General features: G+C 69.7%; 13 protein-coding genes and 1 pseudogene. 7 read left to right on the forward strand and 7 right to left on the reverse strand.

The features are described from left to right. Positions 1 to 257: 257 nt before the first annotated feature. Both TY25_RS18770 and TY25_RS18775 read right to left on the reverse strand, forming a co-directional pair. Complete coding sequence (locus TY25_RS18770; RefSeq protein WP_042257914.1) at positions 258 to 773, reverse strand: hypothetical protein; 516 nt, start codon at positions 771 to 773, stop codon at positions 258 to 260. Between the two features lie 75 nt (positions 774 to 848). Then, positions 849 to 5,405 carry a cation-translocating P-type ATPase gene (locus TY25_RS18775; protein WP_052383057.1) on the reverse strand — a complete coding sequence of 1,519 codons (4,557 nt, stop codon included), beginning with the start codon at positions 5,403 to 5,405 and terminating at the stop codon, positions 849 to 851. Positions 5,406 to 5,611: 206 nt separating this feature from the next. Here TY25_RS18775 and TY25_RS18780 point away from each other — a divergent pair, with 206 nt between their 5' ends. Beyond that, positions 5,612 to 7,081 (forward strand): xylulokinase, encoded by a 1,470-nt coding sequence (locus tag TY25_RS18780; RefSeq protein WP_042257916.1) that lies wholly within the window; start codon positions 5,612 to 5,614, stop codon positions 7,079 to 7,081. Here TY25_RS18780 and TY25_RS18785 read toward each other — a convergent pair. Further along, positions 7,074 to 7,652, reverse strand: a complete 579-nt coding sequence (locus TY25_RS18785; RefSeq protein ID WP_042257918.1) for a TetR/AcrR family transcriptional regulator — start codon at positions 7,650 to 7,652, stop codon at positions 7,074 to 7,076. The genes TY25_RS18780 and TY25_RS18785 overlap by 8 nt on opposite strands. Positions 7,653 to 7,728: 76 nt before the next feature. Beyond that, positions 7,729 to 8,223 (reverse strand): hypothetical protein, encoded by a 495-nt coding sequence (locus TY25_RS18790; RefSeq protein ID WP_042257920.1) that lies wholly within the window; start codon positions 8,221 to 8,223, stop codon positions 7,729 to 7,731. A 187-nt stretch (positions 8,224 to 8,410) separates the two neighbouring features. Between TY25_RS18790 and TY25_RS18795 the strand changes: the two genes are divergently transcribed. Together TY25_RS18795 and TY25_RS18800 are read left to right on the forward strand one after the other, a co-directional pair. Continuing rightward, positions 8,411 to 8,770 carry a YybH family protein gene (locus TY25_RS18795; RefSeq protein ID WP_029903918.1) on the forward strand — a complete coding sequence of 120 codons (360 nt, stop codon included), beginning with the start codon at positions 8,411 to 8,413 and terminating at the stop codon, positions 8,768 to 8,770. 247 nt (positions 8,771 to 9,017) lie between these two features. Then, entirely contained in the window at positions 9,018 to 9,314 is a 297-nt protein-coding gene (locus TY25_RS18800) for a hypothetical protein (protein ID WP_014988125.1), read from the forward strand. Between the two features lie 7 nt (positions 9,315 to 9,321). Here the strand turns inward: TY25_RS18800 and TY25_RS18805 are convergent, their stop codons facing one another. Then, complete coding sequence (locus TY25_RS18805) at positions 9,322 to 10,386, reverse strand: methyltransferase (protein ID WP_042257923.1); 1,065 nt, start codon at positions 10,384 to 10,386, stop codon at positions 9,322 to 9,324. Between the two features lie 84 nt (positions 10,387 to 10,470). Beyond that, complete coding sequence (locus TY25_RS18810; protein ID WP_042257925.1) at positions 10,471 to 11,298, reverse strand: helix-turn-helix domain-containing protein; 828 nt, start codon at positions 11,296 to 11,298, stop codon at positions 10,471 to 10,473. A 308-nt stretch (positions 11,299 to 11,606) separates the two neighbouring features. Between TY25_RS18810 and TY25_RS44120 the strand changes: the two are divergent. Next, positions 11,607 to 12,398, forward strand: a pseudogene (locus TY25_RS44120) (glycosyltransferase 87 family protein); the annotation flags it as partial. 224 nt (positions 12,399 to 12,622) lie between these two features. Here the strand turns inward: TY25_RS44120 and TY25_RS41750 are convergent. Then, positions 12,623 to 13,825 carry an MFS transporter gene (locus TY25_RS41750; protein ID WP_081868953.1) on the reverse strand — a complete coding sequence of 401 codons (1,203 nt, stop codon included), beginning with the start codon at positions 13,823 to 13,825 and terminating at the stop codon, positions 12,623 to 12,625. Positions 13,826 to 13,907: 82 nt separating this feature from the next. Between TY25_RS41750 and TY25_RS18830 the strand changes: the two genes are divergently transcribed. The 3 genes from TY25_RS18830 (at position 13,908) to TY25_RS18835 (ending at position 15,946) form a co-directional block, all read left to right on the forward strand. Then, positions 13,908 to 14,798: a LysR family transcriptional regulator gene (locus TY25_RS18830; RefSeq protein WP_042257930.1), complete on the forward strand. Its 891-nt coding sequence runs from the start codon at positions 13,908 to 13,910 to the stop codon at positions 14,796 to 14,798. Between the two features lie 17 nt (positions 14,799 to 14,815). Beyond that, positions 14,816 to 14,986, forward strand: a complete 171-nt coding sequence (locus TY25_RS42755; RefSeq protein ID WP_156055112.1) for a hypothetical protein — start codon at positions 14,816 to 14,818, stop codon at positions 14,984 to 14,986. 93 nt (positions 14,987 to 15,079) lie between these two features. Further along, positions 15,080 to 15,946, forward strand: a complete 867-nt coding sequence (locus TY25_RS18835) for an SDR family NAD(P)-dependent oxidoreductase (protein WP_081868954.1) — start codon at positions 15,080 to 15,082, stop codon at positions 15,944 to 15,946. The last annotated feature ends 15 nt before the right edge of the window (positions 15,947 to 15,961 follow it).

A 15,961-nucleotide genomic window follows, 5' to 3' on the forward strand; every position in this document is an offset into this window, starting at 1 on the left:
TTCCGCGGATCAGACGCCGCGCTCGATGATTTCCTGGGTGATACGTCACCCTGTTGGTCGAGCCGTCGTCGGAAAGATCGCGCAGGTGCAACGGCTGATTCGGTGCCGGACGCGCAGCAGGCCGTCGACCGCGCGGTCGGACGCGGGGCGTCGATAATGCGCCCGGTCTACGACGTACCGGTCGGCGCGGGAGTCGGTGCGCGCCTAGCCGACCCGACCGGCTCGCATTTCAACGACATCGCTTTCTGGATCGTAAATCAATTGAAATGCAAACTGCTGACCGGGATGCGACCGTTCTGCATCGTCCCGTTCAGGCACGCGCCGACCAGCGGCTGACTGTCCACCGGCCCCTGGTCTACGTGCAATCGCCCGCCCGCGCCCGGTCCGTCCATGATGTTGAGGACGTTGGTGGCGGCGGCCGCGGGGTTACCGCCCGGCACATGCCACTGTCCCGCGACACGGCTGGTTTCCCCGTTGGCCCACTGCAAGGTGCCTTCGAGGTGACCGAGAGCGTCGTTGCAACTGGCGTTGCCGGTGAACTGGCTGCGGAAGGCGACGTCGGAGCTGGGTGTGCCGGTGCAACCGCCGATATCGGCGTTGAAACCGGCCCGCGCCGGCACGGTGTTCATACCGAGCGGATTGATGTCGAAGGTCATCGTGCTCGCCGGGCACCAGCCGCCGATCGGTTGCGCCGTGGCTGGTTGCGCCACGACCAGCGGTGCGATGAGTACGGCTGCGCTGGCAGCGAAAATACCGAGCTTCGGTAAAGACATGTGGATCCTCTCCTTTTTGATCGTCGTCGATCTCGATGGAGTGGTTCACCGCGGCAGCGCCGCGGCGAGTAGTCGTTACCCGGAGGGGTGGGTCCGAAACCGCGGTCGAGCCGTCGCCGCAACATCGTCGTTCTCGTTGGCCGCGGCGCAGCGGCGGTCCGCGCCGGGTAACAGCGCAGGTAGCAGGGTTGCGCCCAGGGTCGCCGCGGCGGCGGAGCCGGTCGCGATGGTCCAGCCGAACGGTCCCAGCGGCGTACAGCCGAAGTAGGTGCAGAGGCCTGGCGTCATCACGACGGCGCCGAGGACGCCCGCGCTGGCGGCAGTGGTCAACCAGACCAGGGGGCTGTGGTACCCGGAGACCAGTGTCTGCCCGAGCTGTGTGCCGATGAGCGCGACCAGTCCGATGGTGGCGGCCCGGCGTTCGCTGCCCGGGGTGTAGCGGCCGATCGTCCACGCGAGCGAGGCGCCACTGGCCGTGGCGATGCCGCGGGTCGCGATCATCCGGGTCAGATCGTCACCGATACTGGCCCTGGGGATTTCGGCGAGCTGTGCCGACCGGGTCCGCACCGCGGCGCTGGTGTCGTCAGGGTCGACGTCGCGGTGGTCCGGCGCCAGCGCGAGGGCCAGCGCGGGGAACATGTCGGTGAGCATGTTGACCAGCAGGAATTGGCGCGTGCCGAGCGGACCGCGGCCGCCGACGGCGGTACCGAAGAGGGTGAACGCGACTTCGCCCGCGTTGCCGCCGACCAGTACACCGACGGCGTCGGTGATGCGCCGCCACATCCCGCGCCCTTCCACCATCGCGTGCAGTATCGCGGTCGGGTCCGGGTCGGTCAGCACCAGGTCGGCGGCATTGCGGGCGGCGGTGGAACCCTGTGCGGCCAAACCGATTCCGATGTCGGCGCTGCGGATCGCGGCGGCGTCGTTGCTGCCGTCGCCGGTCATGCCGACGACGTGGCCGTTGCGGCGCAGCGCGGTGACGATCCGGACCTTCTGCTCCGGGTCGACTCTGGCGAAAACGGTGCTGCGCTCGATCAATTCCGCTCGCGCGGTCTCGTCGCAACGGTCCAGATCCGCGCCGGTGACCACGGTTTCGACGGCGATGCCCAGCTGCCGCGCCGCGGCAACGGCGGTCACCGGATGGTCACCGGTGATCATCCGGACGCTGATCTCGTTGTCCTGCAAGGCGGTGACCAGTGGGCGCGCCTGCGGACGCGGGGTGTCGGCGATGCCGAGGAACCCGAGCAGGGTGAGTTCGCCGACCGCGTCCTCGACCTCGTCGGGTGCGGCGGACAGGTCGCGGTGGGCGACGGCCAGGACCCGCAACCCCTGCTCGGCGAGATCGCGTACCGCCGCGTCGGCCTGCGCCCGCAGCTCTCCGGAGAACGGCCTGCTCTGGTCCGCATGCACCCGAGTGCAGCGCGGCAGCACCACCTCGGGCGCGCCTTTGACCACCAATCGCAAACGGCGCGTGGTGTTTCCGAGCGCCGCGGCATAACCGCGGTTCGAGTCGAACGGGATCTCATCGATCGGCTGCCAGCTGCCGTCGTCGATGGCTGCCGCGGCCGCCAGGACCGCGCGGTCGGTCGCATGGGTGACCGGCCCCGCGCTCGCATCAGGACAGGCCCGGGCCGCGGCGCGCAACAGCCGGCGGGCGGCCTCGGCTTCGGACCCGGCATCCCATAGTGCTTGGAGATCGGCGAGCTTGGTCAAGCGCAAACGACCCTCGGTCAGGGTGCCGGTCTTGTCGAAGCAGAGGGTGTCCACCCGCCCGAGCGCTTCGACGGTGCGGCTCGCCCGCACCAGCACCCCGTAGCGTGAAAGCCGCCGCGCGGCCGCCAATTGCGCGACGGTGGCCACCAGCGGAAGTCCTTCCGGTACCGCCGAGACGGCCACGGCCACCCCGTCCGCGATCGCGCCCCGCAGCGTGCGGCCGCGGATCCCGCCGAGCGCGCTGACAATGGCCCCGCCGGTCAAGGTGAGTGGCAGCGCCCGGTCGGTCAGTTCGCGCAATTGCGCTTGTACACCGCCTTTTTCGGGTGCTTGCACACCCGCACTCGCCCGGCCGACCTGGGTGTTGGCGCCGACCGCGACGACGACGGCGCGCCCGGCACCGTTCACCACCGTGCTGCCTTCGTAGACCATGCAGGCCCGGTCGCCCGGCGCCGCGCCCGGCGTGGCCGTCCGTTGCTTCTGCACCGTGACCGATTCACCGGTGAGCCCGGACTCGTCCATTTCGAGATCGTCGACCTCGAGCAGCCGCGCATCGGCGGGCACCACCTCGCCCGCGCGGAGGACGAGTACATCGCCGACCTCGAGTTGCCCGGCGAGCAAACGGGTTTCGCCGACTGCCGCGGCGCGCGCCTCGTCCCGGTCGAGCACCCGGGCGGTGAGGCTTTCCGAATCGAGCAGGGTATGCAGCGCTGACTCCGCGCGTTGCCGCTGCCGCGCGGACACGACGGCATTCACCGCGAGCACCGAGGAGAGCAGTATCGCGTCGGACGGTGAACCGAGGATTGCCGTGGCGACGGCGCCCACGCTGAGGATCGGGGTCAACGGGTCGGCCAGTTCGGTGCGCAGATGCCGCAGAAAGGTGGTCGTGCGGGCCACGCCGCCGGCCGGCGCACCGGGTGCGGCCGGTGCGCGGTCGGCCACCGGTGTCGGGTGCGGCAACCTGGCCAGTGCCTCTTCGGGTTGCAGTGCGTGCCAGGGCAACAGGACCGGCGGGGACGGCGGCACCGGTGTGCGCAGTGCGCGGACCGCGGTGAACGAGCCGTGCACGAGACCGAGGAAATGCGCGCCCGCCATGGGGGAGGTGCGCGATCGGGGCGACACCGCCAGCAGCAGCCCGCTGAGTGCCGACGCCGACAGTGCCAGCGATCGGCCGCGCGCGCTGACCTGACGGGCGGGCGGGATGGTCGCCACCACCCGCTGGACTTGACTCAGGTTGCGGCACAAAGCATCCGCGGTCCAGGGTGCTTGGTTGCGCGGATGCGCGAGGTCGAGCAGCCCGATGGCCACATCGGCCCGCGCGAGCGCCTTGTACGAGTGGGAGCCGAGCACGGCGACCACGTGGCCGTCGCCTTGCAACTCGTGCACCCGCTTGCTCAGCGAGGCGCTGGAGGGCACGAATTCGTCTACGAGCGAACGCAATTCGGCCGCGTCCCCGTTCGCTGCGAGTGTCACGCGGAGCCCGGCGCGGCGCGCCATGCTCAGCAGGGCATGCGCTTGCGGGTCGGGCTCACGGCCGACGCGTACCCGCCCGACACAGCGATCGCCCACGCGCAACTCCCGGCGCGCCGGACGGACGGTGGCACCGCGATCCGGCGTCCCGCTCTTCGGGTGCACCAGGCGTGCCGCGGCGGAATCCGCCGACCCGGATCGCGTGGGCGGGCCGCTGTCTTTCGGTGGCGACCACAGCAAGCGCTGCGCGGCACTCCATACGTCCACGATCGACCAGTCCGGGTCGGTGGACTCGGCATCGAGCACCACTCGGCGTTCGGTGAGCAAGGTCTCGCCCTCGATGAGCAGCGCGGTGACCCGGTCGAGCCGACGCCACGCCATCGGGTCGAGCGTCAATACACCCGCGCGGGCCAACTGCATGGTGACCGTCGCGGCGTACGCCTCGCGGCAGCCGCGCGCGGCTTTCGGCGCACCGAGCACGAGCGCGTTGACGGCGTCACCGGTATCGCCGAGCGTGGCCATGGCGGCGGCGCCGAGCAAAGTCGCCGAGCCGGTCTCGTCGGCGACCTGCTCGATCGGGCCCGGTGGCAGGTCGGCCGGGCGCGCATACGGCGGCAACGGCTCGGCGACACCGGGATGATCGCGGTTGACGAGTTCGGCTTCCCAGCTCTGCCAGGTGCTGCGGCGCGTGATCGCTTCCGCCAGCAGCAGTGCGCGTTGGGCCGTGTCGAGCAGCAGCGTGGGTATCCCGTCGGTCGCGCGCTCGCCGAGGGCGGTGCCGACCGCCGAGACGAGGGTCAACGCGAGATCGGTTCGGGTCCGCCCCAGCCATTGCTCGAGCCGGCCACGGACGCGGGGCTGGGTCTCGGCGATCGAGGCCAGGGCGCGCGCCGCGCGCAAGGGTGGGCGCAGTGGCGGCGCGACTCCCGCCATCGAGATCGCGATCGCGCATATCTCACCCGCCACCTGAATACCGGCCGCCAGCAGCGGTTCCCGGTCCGCCGGGTGGTCGCGAGCGCGATCCCAGTCGTGGCCGGCGACCTCGGTGGCCCGTTCGACCCGTTCCACCGCGGCGAGCAGTTCCGGCAGGTCCGCCGCGCCGCGGGCGAGGGTGGCGACCACGCGGCCGGTCACCGCGTTCACCTGCCACCAGCGCACACCCGTGAGCCCCCGCAACTGCCGGTCCAGGGTCCGCGCGACGGTGCCTGCTTTGGCGCTGTCCAGTCCGCGTACTTCGATGGTGGCGCGGTCGTCGTGCACCGCCACCCGTCGTTGGCTGCGCTTCGGATGCGGATCGACCAGAGTCGCCAGCTCGTCGCGCAGCCGGCCGGTGTCGGCCACCTTGTCGGTCACGGTCTGCACCGCCTGCAGCGGCGCGACGGCGAGCTGACCCACCATGCCGGCCGCCTGCAATCCGTTGCGCCGCAAGGCCCCGGACACCGCGGTCATGGGCGCTTCGATCCACCAGCTCGGACTCAGATGACGTGTCGATAAGCCCATATCGGGCAGCTACCCAACAGCCTTGTCGATAAACGGGCGCCCACGCCGTTTATGGTGACCTTGTCGACCCCCACCTCCGCGATCGACGCCCGCGCCGCGGTCAGCAGGCGCTGCCGATTGCACACGGCATCCGCGCGCTCTGCGAGACTGCGGGGATGAGCACTGCGGTAGCGGAGACCGGAACGTCGGGTGCGTTGTTGCTCGGCATCGACATCGGTACTACTGCGGTGAAAGTGGTCGCGTTCACCGCGGCCGGAGCGCAGGTGGCGGCGCATACGACGCCGTACCCGATCAGCAGGCCGAAACCCGGCTGGGCCGAACAGGATCCGATGGACTGGTGGCGGGGCTGTGTCGACGGGATGCGTGCCGTGCTGTCGGCGGTGCCCGCGGGTGCGGTGCGGGCGATCGGGCTGGCCAGTCAGGTCAATACCCATGTGTGCGTGGATGATCGGCTGACGCCGCTGGCACCGGCGATCATCTGGCAGGACCAGCGCTGTGCCGAGATCGCCCGGGAATTCGACGCCCGCTTCGACGATGCGGACAAGGTGCGGATCTGGGGATCCGCGATCACCCTCGACGCGTCGTTCGTCGGCGCGCGGGCGCAATGGTTCGCGCGCACCGACCCGGACCTGTGGGCGCGGACGCGCTGGGTGCTGGGGCCCAAGGATTTCGTCGCCGCGAAACTGACCGGGCGGGTCGCGACGGATCTGCTGGCGGCGGTACGGGTGGCCGGGCCGGACGGATATCTGGCCGAGGCGGTGGCGCTCGTCGACGGACTCGAAGAGCGGTTGCCGGAGATCCTGGCTCCGGAGGCCACGGTGGGACGGGTCGACGGCGCGGACGTGGTGGTGGGCACGATGGACGCCTACAGTGCGGTGTTCGGCACCCGTACCACCGAGCCTGGGCGCGGAATGGTCTCGTGCGGAACGTCATTGGTCGTCGCGGGGGCTGCCGCGCAGGCGCACCCGGCGGGCGGGATCGTCACCTTCCCGCCGCGCTCCGGACTGTATGTCCATGCCGGGCCGACACAGGCGGGCGGGGACGCCGTGCGCTGGTGGAGCCAGGTGTCCGGGCTGAGTACGGCGGAAGTCTTCGAATCGGCCGCAGCGGGCGCGCCCGGCGTGCTCTTCACGCCCTATCTGGCGGGTGAACGGGCGCCGTTGTGGGACGCCGAGGTTCGCGCGAGCTTTCTCGGGATGAGTTCGGCGACAACGACGGCGGATATGTCGCTCGCGGTGCTGCACGGGGTCGCGATGTCCGCCCGGCACGTGCTCGAATCCGTCGAGACCGCCTGCGGATTCGAGATTCCCAGCGTGACGTTCTCGGGTGGTGGGGCGCGCAGCGCGTTATGGGGGCAGATCCACGCCGACGTGCTGGAGCGTCCGGTCGAACGATTGCGGGTACCCGACAGCGCGGCGTTGGGCGCGGCTCTGCTGGGTGCCGTAGGCGCGGGCATCTACCCGGACGTGACCGCGGCGGCGCGCGCGGCGGTCGCGGTGGACCGGTCGTTCGCTCCGGCGGCTCCGGTGGGTCGGTTGCGTGGCCTGTACGAGAGTTACCGATCGGTGCATGCCGCCCTGCGCGACCTGCACTCCGAACTGGCGCTGTGGCACCGGCTCAGCTGAATTCGGCGACGCTCCAGGCGGCCTCGATCATCTGGAAGATCTCGTCCACCGCGGCGGCCGGATCGGGCGCCTCACGGGCCACGGAATAGGCGTCGATCACGAACCTGGCGATGGTCCGGCAGGCCACCGGCGTCCGGGACAGGCCGAGGTCGGTGGCGATGGCGGTGGCCAGCGACTCCGCGTGCCGCAGCCGCATCGTTTTCTCATACTCCCGCAGGGCGGCCGAGTCGTCGATCATCTTCCAGATGAGCGCGACGTCCGGCCCGGTGCAGTGCTGCACCAGGGCGTGGATTTCGCGACGCAGCGCGTGCATGAGCGTTTCGCCCGCCGGCCGGTTGGTGGCCGCCTGCAGCAGGCGCTGCTCGAAGTCGTCGTCCCGCTCGAAGACCAAGGCCTCTTTCGAGGCGAAGTGTGAGAAGAGGGTCGTGACGGCCACATCGGCCTCGGCCGCCACGTCCCGGATGCCGACCGCGTCGTACCCGCGCTCGGAGAACAGTCGCAGCGCGGTATCGGCGATATTCTGGCGGGTCGCGGCCTTCTTACGCGCACGACGCCCGAGCGGCACGGTCATTTTCGGATGCTAGCAAATACGAAATCTCAGCAGTTTCGAAACACTAACCGTTACGTGACAGCTGACCCGTCGTGCTTCAACTCATGAGGACGCCGGACCGGAAGCCGCCGCCGGTGGCGTAGAGCGAGAAGGCGTGGCCTTTCGCGGTGCAGGAAAGGCCGGGGCCCGAGTAGTGCCCGCCGGTCGCGACGCAGGTTGCGCCGCCGTGCGCGACCTCGATACTGGCGTAGCCTGCACCGGTCTTGACCTCGCTCATCGGGGGATTTCCGCCCGGCAGGGTGAACGCCTTGGGCGTGACGCCTGGATGGGCGGGTAGTTCCGGCTGGTCGATGATGACCTGATTGATCGGGACCGGCAGCGGTAACCAGGTGTCGCCCACCGCGACGGCGGGCACGCGATTCGGTGTCACATCGCAGCCGACGATGCCGTCGGCGGTGATCGCGCAGTCCACCTCGTCGCCGTAGCTGAAGTAGACGGTGTCGGGGGTGACGGCCTGCGCCGATGTCGTGCTCAGCAGGGGTGCCGCGGCGACCGCGACGGCGATCCCCGCCAGCTTTGCGGTGATGTTCATGCACACTCCTCGATCGGATCAAACGATGCTCGGGCGTCGAGTCGGGCAGTTCTTCTGGTAGCTGAAACATAGCTGAAATTCCTGTCGCGGCCCAGAGGCTATCGGGGAGGGGCCGTGCCTCAGCGGAGTTGACAAGGGCTGTGCGGGTTTTCGCGCGGCCTGCGGCGGGTCTGCGACGCTGGCGGACATGAGTGAGATCGAGAGCCGGGTGGGCATTTCGCGGCCGGAGGACGTGATCGACGTGTTCGTCGAACTGGTGGCGGCAGGGGACGCGGCAGGACTGGCCGCGCTGTACGAACCCGACGCCGTACTCGCGATACCCGGTGGTCCGGTGGTCAGTGGCATCCCGGCGATCCGCGAGGCCTACGCGCAATTCCTCGCCACCGGACCGGTTTTCGAGATCGGTGCGCGACAGCAACCGCTGGTGATGGGTGATATCGCACTGAGCGCGCATCAGTGGCCCAACGGCGAGATCACCGTGGACGTGCTGCGCCGGCAGCCCGACGGCAGCTGGCTGTGTGTGATCAGCCAGCCGAAGGTCAACTGAGCGTCGCCCGCGCGGTCCGCCCCGGGTCGCTGACCGTCGGCTCGGCCGGTGCGGCGAGGGTCACAGTGCGGCGCCGAGCAGGCGGAATGCCGGGTGTCTCGAGAATCGAAGTTTCGGGGCACAGCTCATGGCTACCCCTCAGAGAACGCCGGTGCCGACCGCCGCTGTGGCATGTCGACGGTCGGCCTGCGTTTCCGGAGTCCGCCGCACCGGCTGACTCGCACGACAGCGGGAAGGAACCAGACATATGTTGATGCTCACCCCCACCGCCATCGAGGTTGTCCGCACCATCACCTCCGCCGACGGCACGCCGCAGGAGGCGGGCCTGCGCATCTCCACCACCGACGGCGCCGAGACCTTGCAGCTCGAGGTCGCCGCGGCGCCGGGCGCTCAGGACCAGGTCCTCAACGCCGACGGCTCCCGAATCTTCCTCGACCAGCAGGCCGCCGCCTTCCTGGATGACAAGGTCCTCGACACCGGCACCGACGCCAACGGCGAGGGCGGCTTCGTCATCGCCATGCAGGGCGGCGCGGCCGGCGTCTGACCTGGCCTCAGCGGTCGGCGGCCACGGCTTCGAGCAGCGAGTAGGGCGCGGCCGCGAGCAGCGGTGTCACCGAGGTGAGCCGCAGCCCCGCCCGCGCGCACAGGTCCGCGAAATCCGCGCGGGTGCGTTCCCGGCCGCCGACATTGACCAGCATGTTGAGGTCGCTGAGATAGGTGATCCCGCCGTCGGCGCTGTCGGCGGCGGGATCGACGACAGCGGGCAGCACCGGTTCCACGATCAGCACGAGACCGTCCTGCGGCAGCGCCTCGCGACAGTGCCGCAGGATGGTGACGGCCTGTTCGTCGGTCCAATCGTGCAGCACGCTCTTGATCAGATAGAGGTCCGAGCCCGTCGGCACCGCACGGAAGAAGTCGCCGGCGGCGAGCGTGCAGCGGTCGCCGACACCGTTGTCCGCCAACGTTTTCGGTGCTTGGGCCAAACCCTCCTCGGTATCGAAGACGACGCCGCGCAGCCCCGGATGCGCGGCCAGTACGGCGGCGAGCAAGGTGCCGTCACCACCGCCGACATCGGTGACCGAACGGAACCGGCCGAAATCGAACGCTGTCGGCAACGCGGCAGCCGTCTCCGCGACCGCCTGGCTCATCGCCGCATTGAATTCGGCGGACAGCTCGGGACGTTCGGCGAGATGGCTGAAGAAATCGGTGCCGAACACCCGGTCGAACGCGATGTCACCGGTGCGGATGCTGCCGTCCAGATGTTCCCAGGCCCGGACGATCGCCGGGTCGGTGAACATGCGGACGAACGACGTCAGCGACTCCGGGTTGCCCGGATCGAGCAGCGCCCCTGCGGAAGTCGAGGTGAATGAACCCGGCTCGTGTTCGGTCAGCAGTCCCAAGCCGGCCAGCGCACGCAGCAGCCGGAGCGTGGGTTCGGGTGCGGTCCCGGCCGCCGCGGCCACCTCGGCGGCCTGCCGCGGCGTGCTGCCGAGCAGTGGAACTATCTTCAATTCGATTGCGCTGCGCAGGGTTTGCGCGGCGAAACTGCCGAAGGCGAGCCGTACGATCAGGTCGCGGTCGGCGATTTCGGTTGCTCGGACATCGGTGTCGGGCATGGTTGTTTTCCTGTCTTCTCGGGTTGGCAACGCGCACAACGGAGTACGAAGGCGCAGCGATACGGATGGGAGCCGGGACGTGGCTCAGCCCGCGGAGGTCACCCGCCCGGCCAGCGCGCCCGGCGTGCAGCCGGCCAGCGCGAGCAGGTCCCGGTTCAGGTGCGGTTGATCGGCGTAACCACAGGTCACGGCCACCTCACCGGCGGTCGCACCCGCGCGCAGCGCGCGAGCGGCATGATCGAAACGGACCAGCATGGCGGCGCGTTTGGGGGACAGGCCGATCTGATCAGTGAATTTGGCCCACAACCGCTTTCGGCTCCAACCGCAGGACGCGGCGAGGTCGTCCACCCGGATCTGGCCCCGGTGGGCGACGATGGTGTCCCACGTGGTCGCTACCTCCGGCGCCATGGGCGGCGCCGTCGCGCCCCGCTGCACGAGGAACGCCCGCGTCAGTGCCAGCCGCTGCGACCAGGTCGCGGCGTCGGCGAGTTGCTCGCGCAGCCGCCGCTCCTGCGCTCCCCACAGCTCCCCGAGTCCGGTGACGGACCCGTTCAGTTCGCGCGGCGAGACGCCGAGCAGGCCGTAGGCGGCCCGCGGCGACAGGCGCACCTCGACGCATTCGACGCGATCCCCGTGGATACGTGCCGGGCCGGGCGACAACGTGGCGACGAAGCTCGGCAGCGCCCGGGACTCGGCCGCGCCGTGCACCGTGACCGGGGTGTCGCCGATGCCGATGATGACGACCACGGTGGGCTGGGGCAGTACCCGCAGGTCCAGTCCGGCGCCCGCGCGATCGCGGAACCCGGCCATCAGCACGCCGTCGAGGGCGGCCTCGGCGGTCGGATGCACGACCTCCCAGCCGTCCTCGACATCACGGTCCATGGGGACGGTCCCCACCTCGTAGCTGCGCATATCTCTACTGTCGCCGATGTCGCGGTGTCCTGTCTTGAACAAATGTTCCCAGGAGATACCCAGGCGGCCGCGGTGGAATGCGCGCCGGGATACCACTACCGTGGGGTGGCGCAAACGGAGTCCGATCGCTGGGAGTGAGTTTGTCGTCATCGACGATCGAGAACATCGAGACGTCGGGTGGGACCGAGCAGCACGAGCCGCGCACTATCGCACCGGTGGTGTGGTGGGCGATCGTCGTCGCCGGGTTCGTCGCGGGTGGTTATTACCTGGTGCAGGTGCTGGAGCACCGGCAGGTGATGCTGCATCTGATGGATTTGAGCGTCTACCAGATCGCCGGTGACCGGGTCGGTCACGGGGTCTCGGTCTATGACAGTCCGCTGCTCGGCAATACCCGCGGCGTCTGGGAGTTCGTCTACACGCCGTTCGCCGCCCTGCTGTTCGTCCCGCTGCGCTGGCTGCACGGCGACCTGTACACCCTGGTCGGCGGGTTCGGGAACTTCGCCATGCTGGCCGGCTCCTGCTGGGCGGCGCTGTCGCTGCTCGGCTACCGGCGCGACCTGCGGCTCGCGGTCGCGGCCACCTCGATCGGCGGGCTGCTGCTGTGGTGCGAGCCGATCCGGCAGACCATGGCGTTCGGGCAGATCAACATCCTGCTGCTGCTGCTCGTCATCGCGGACCTGGCACTGCCCGACACGTCGCGCTGGAAGGGCGTGCTGACCGGTGTCGCCGCGGGCCTCAAGCTGACCCCCGCCTTCTTCGTGCTGTACCTGCTCGTCACCCGGCGCTACCGGGCGGCCGCGACGGCCGCAGGCGCTTTCCTCGCCACGGTGGCGGTCGGTTTCGCCGTGCTGCCTAAGGATTCGGTGACGTTCTGGGGTGGCGCGTTCATCGATCCGGCCCGTGTCGGCGAGCCCGCCAACCTGTCGAACGAGTCCCTGCGCGGCATGATCGCCCGCTCGGTCGGCGTCGCGGGCGCGCACCAGGTGCTGTGGCTGGCCGGGGCGGCGGCGATGGCGGCGGTCTGTCTGTACCTGGCGCGCCGGCTGTCGCTGTCCGGACGTGAATTGCCCGCGGTGGTGTGTGTCGGCGTCACGATGACGGCGGTGTCGCCGTTCAGCTGGGTGCACCATTGGGTTTGGCTCGCACCGTTGCTCATCTATCTGGGTGATCTGGCGTTGCGCCGCGGTGGTCTGATCATGCCGTCGGTGTTCGTGGTGACGGCGCTCTTCGTTTCCGGTGGCGTACTGGCGTTTCTCGACCCGACGCTGGTGAGCGTGTTCGACTACGCCGCACGCGGACATCCGGTCCTGTTCTACCGCAACGCCTACATCTGGCTCACCGTCGCACTGTTCGCGGCCATCGCCCTGGCCCTGCGTCGTAGCGCGAACCCGGCGGCCACCATCCCGGCCGAGAGCACCGCGGACAGCGTCAAAGCGCCGGTGGCCCCGTAGTTTTCGAGAACGACGGCGTAGACCAGCGGTGCGGCGGCGGAGAGTAGAAAGCTGGGCAGCAGCAGCCGTCCGACGCGGGCTCCGTAACCGTGCGCCGGAAACAGGGCCAACGGCAACGTGCCGCGGGTGATGGTGGCCAGTCCGTTTCCGGCGCCGTACAGGGCGGCGCAGGCCGCGGCGAGCAGCAGCACGCGTCCGCCGCCGAAGCCGACGAGAAACGAGAACAGCAGCAGCGCAAGGGAGATCAGGTTCAGATCCGGTGCGGCCAAGCTGCGTCCGAACAACACGTCACCGAGCCGGGCCGCGGACTGGGCGATGCCGCGCAGGGTCGACACCCACACCGCGGTGCCGACCGCCAGGCCGAGGCCGGTGAGTATGCCGATCAGGTGGGCGGACAGTCCCGAGGCCAGAAAGCCCACTCCGGTCATGATCGCCGCGTACAAGACCGCCGCGACGCGGTCATCGCGTGCGGCGGCAACGGGTGCGGTTGCGGGAGCGCGGGTTTCGACCGGCAGCGGCCGGTGGCGCGGTATCGCGAGATGCATGGGCAAGGTCGACAGCGCGAACCCGGCATAGACGAGCACCGCTCCGCGCCAGCCCAGGGCCTCGGCCAGCCCGTGACCGATCGGCCAGAACACCGTGGACGCCAATCCGCCCAGCAGCGTGATCTGCGACATCGGCCGTTTCGCGTGTCCACCGCCGAGGCGGGCCAGCGTCGCGAACGCGGCATCGTAGAGCGTGCACCGCATGGCCGCGCCCAGCACGATCCACGAAAGGTAGTACCAGCCAACACTGCTCGTCGTGGCGACACCCGCGCAGCCCAGCCCCGCCAGCACCGAACCGGTCGCGAGGACGGGCCTGCCGCCGAACCGGTCGATGCAGCGGCCGACCAGCGGCGAAGCGCAGCCCATCACCAGCAGCGCCACCGAAAACCCGCCCTGGACCCGGGGTTCGCTCCAGCCCAGATCCGCACCGATGCTGCCGCCGAAGATGCCCACGAGGTAGTAGGTGACGCCCCAGCAGACCAGCTGGGAAATGCCGAGGCAGCGCACCGCCTTTCGCAACTTCGCGTCCATGATCCCTCCGGCTCGATGACACTGTGGTTCGACGATAAGCAGTGCTGATGCCGCTGATACAGGACATAAGAGGGGCTTGGGTATGGGCGCGCTGGACCTCGATCAGCTGCGCACGTTCGTGCAAGTCGTCGAGTGCGGCAGTTTTTCGCGTGCGGCGCAACGGTTGGGCATCACCCAGCCGGCCGTCAGCCTGCGCCTGCGGCAACTCGAAAACCGTTTGGGCGTAACTCTGCTGGAGCGGGTGGGCCGACAGGTGCGCCCGACCGCGGCCGGGGCCGAACTGCTGGCGCATGCGGCACGGATCGAAGACGCGGTGTCGGTCGCGGAGGACAGCCTCGCGCACTACACGGCGGGCACTGCCGGGCGAGTCCGGCTCGGTACCGGCGAGACCGCGTGCGTGTACCTGCTGCCGCCGGTCCTGCGCGGGTTGCGGGGCCGGTTCCCGGCGCTCGACCTCATCGTGCACACCGGTAACACCGACACTCTGCTGCACCTGCTCGCGGAGAACCGCATCGACCTGGGCTTGCTCACCATGCCCATTCCCGGCCGGGCCTTCGAGGTGACCCCGGTCCGGCAGGACGAATTCGTGCTGGTCGCGGCCCCGGACGCCGCCGCGCCGCCGGCCAGGACCACAGCCGCCGCGCTCGCGTCCCGGCCGCTGGTGCTGTTCGATCCCGGCGGTAACACACGCCGACTCGTCGATCGATGGTTCGCCGCCGCGGGACACACCGTCAAGCCGGTGATGGAATTGGGCAGTGTGGCCGCGATCAAGGAATTGGTCGCCGCCGGCCTCGGCTACGCGATTCTGCCGCGCATGGCATTGCCCGCTCGCGACGACGGGCGCTTGACGGCCCGTTCGCTGACTCCGCCCCTGCACCGGACCATCGCTTTGGTCCTGCGCCGGGACAAACCCCGCACTCGGGCCCTGTCAGCTGTAATCGATGCCCTGACCACTCCCGACGCACAGCGCTGACGCGCTATCGTGGATTCGTGGGTGTCATGGGAGAACTGTTTCCGGGCCAGAAGCTGGCCGACGAGGGCAGCGAAGACAGTGCCGGGCAAGGGCACCGCCCCCGCGTCGACGTAGATCTGGAGGCCGGTGTGGTCCGGTTGTCCGGCACGGCCCCGCGGGCTGCGGACGAGCCTGCCGAAGACGCCTGAGGCACTCGAGTTCTTACCTGGCTTTGCCGCTCGCCTCGCATTCTTCTGACGTCCGCCCCGCAGCATGGGGCGTGACGAAAGGAAGTGCCCGCCATGAGCATCTCGCTATCGACCGAATCGACCCGCGTGCGCCCCGCCCTGCCCGCCGAGGTGACGGCCTACTGGGCCGGACGCCACGTGGTGGTGACCGGCGGCAGTAGCGGCATCGGACTCGAGGTGACCGAACTGGCCTTGGCCATGGGCGCCAAGGTGAGCGTCGTCGCGCTCGAAGACCGTGCCCTGCGACGACTTTCCGATGAAGCGGACCACGGGGACCGGCCACTGGCGGTGTTCGCCGCCGACGTCACGCGCAAGGAGCAGGTCGGCGCCGCAGTGGACGCGGCACGCGCGCGGCACGGTGCGATCGGCGCGGTGATCGTGTGCGCGGGTATCGCGAAGCCGGATTATTTCGACCGGCTCGACGATGCCGACTTCACCAAACATATGGAGGTCAACTACTTCGGTGCGCTGCATGCGATCCGGGCGGCGCTGCCCGATCTCGACGCAAGCACCGGGGGCAGCATCACGGTCATCTCGTCGCTGGCGGGCGTGCTGCCCTGTTTCGGTTACGGCGCATACAGTCCCAGCAAGTTCGCCGTGCGTGGGCTGTGTGAGGTACTGCGCCAAGAACTCAAACCGCGTGGCATCACCGTCACCGTCGTCCTGCCGCCCGATGTCGACACCCCACAGCTGGCCGCCGAGGCGGCGACCAAGCCGCCGGAGCTGCGGGCGCTCAGCGCCGGAACACCCATCAGCGCAGGCGAAGTCGCGTATGCCCTGCTGATCGGCGCGGCACGCGGTCGCGCCACCGTCGTGCCCTCACCGGCCGCCCGCCTGACGCGCTGGCTCGCGGGTGCGGCCCCCGGACTGCTGGCCTGGGTGATGGACCGCCGCATCGCCCGTGTCCAGCGCAACCGCTGAACGGTTACCAGGGTG

It is taken from the genome of Nocardia brasiliensis NBRC 14402, from assembly GCF_000308475.2.
In the GTDB taxonomy this organism is placed as follows: domain Bacteria; phylum Actinomycetota; class Actinomycetes; order Mycobacteriales; family Mycobacteriaceae; genus Nocardia; species Nocardia brasiliensis.

What these genes read in the sequence shown, in the direction of transcription:
- TY25_RS18770 (WP_042257914.1), bottom strand. Translation starts at nt 773, where the DNA reads ATGTCTTTACCGAAGCTCGGTATTTTCGCTGCCAGCGCAGCCGTACTC.
- TY25_RS18775 (WP_052383057.1), bottom strand. Translation starts at nt 5,405, where the DNA reads ATGACCGCGGTGTCCGGGGCCTTGCGGCGCAACGGATTGCAGGCGGCC.
- TY25_RS18780 (WP_042257916.1), top strand. Translation starts at nt 5,612, where the DNA reads ATGAGCACTGCGGTAGCGGAGACCGGAACGTCGGGTGCGTTGTTGCTC.
- TY25_RS18785 (WP_042257918.1), bottom strand. Translation starts at nt 7,652, where the DNA reads ATGACCGTGCCGCTCGGGCGTCGTGCGCGTAAGAAGGCCGCGACCCGC.
- TY25_RS18790 (WP_042257920.1), bottom strand. Translation starts at nt 8,223, where the DNA reads ATGAACATCACCGCAAAGCTGGCGGGGATCGCCGTCGCGGTCGCCGCG.
- TY25_RS18795 (WP_029903918.1), top strand. Translation starts at nt 8,411, where the DNA reads ATGAGTGAGATCGAGAGCCGGGTGGGCATTTCGCGGCCGGAGGACGTG.
- TY25_RS18800 (WP_014988125.1), top strand. Translation starts at nt 9,018, where the DNA reads ATGTTGATGCTCACCCCCACCGCCATCGAGGTTGTCCGCACCATCACC.
- TY25_RS18805 (WP_042257923.1), bottom strand. Translation starts at nt 10,386, where the DNA reads ATGCCCGACACCGATGTCCGAGCAACCGAAATCGCCGACCGCGACCTG.
- TY25_RS18810 (WP_042257925.1), bottom strand. Translation starts at nt 11,298, where the DNA reads ATGCGCAGCTACGAGGTGGGGACCGTCCCCATGGACCGTGATGTCGAG.
- TY25_RS41750 (WP_081868953.1), bottom strand. Translation starts at nt 13,825, where the DNA reads ATGGACGCGAAGTTGCGAAAGGCGGTGCGCTGCCTCGGCATTTCCCAG.
- TY25_RS18830 (WP_042257930.1), top strand. Translation starts at nt 13,908, where the DNA reads ATGGGCGCGCTGGACCTCGATCAGCTGCGCACGTTCGTGCAAGTCGTC.
- TY25_RS18835 (WP_081868954.1), top strand. Translation starts at nt 15,080, where the DNA reads ATGAGCATCTCGCTATCGACCGAATCGACCCGCGTGCGCCCCGCCCTG.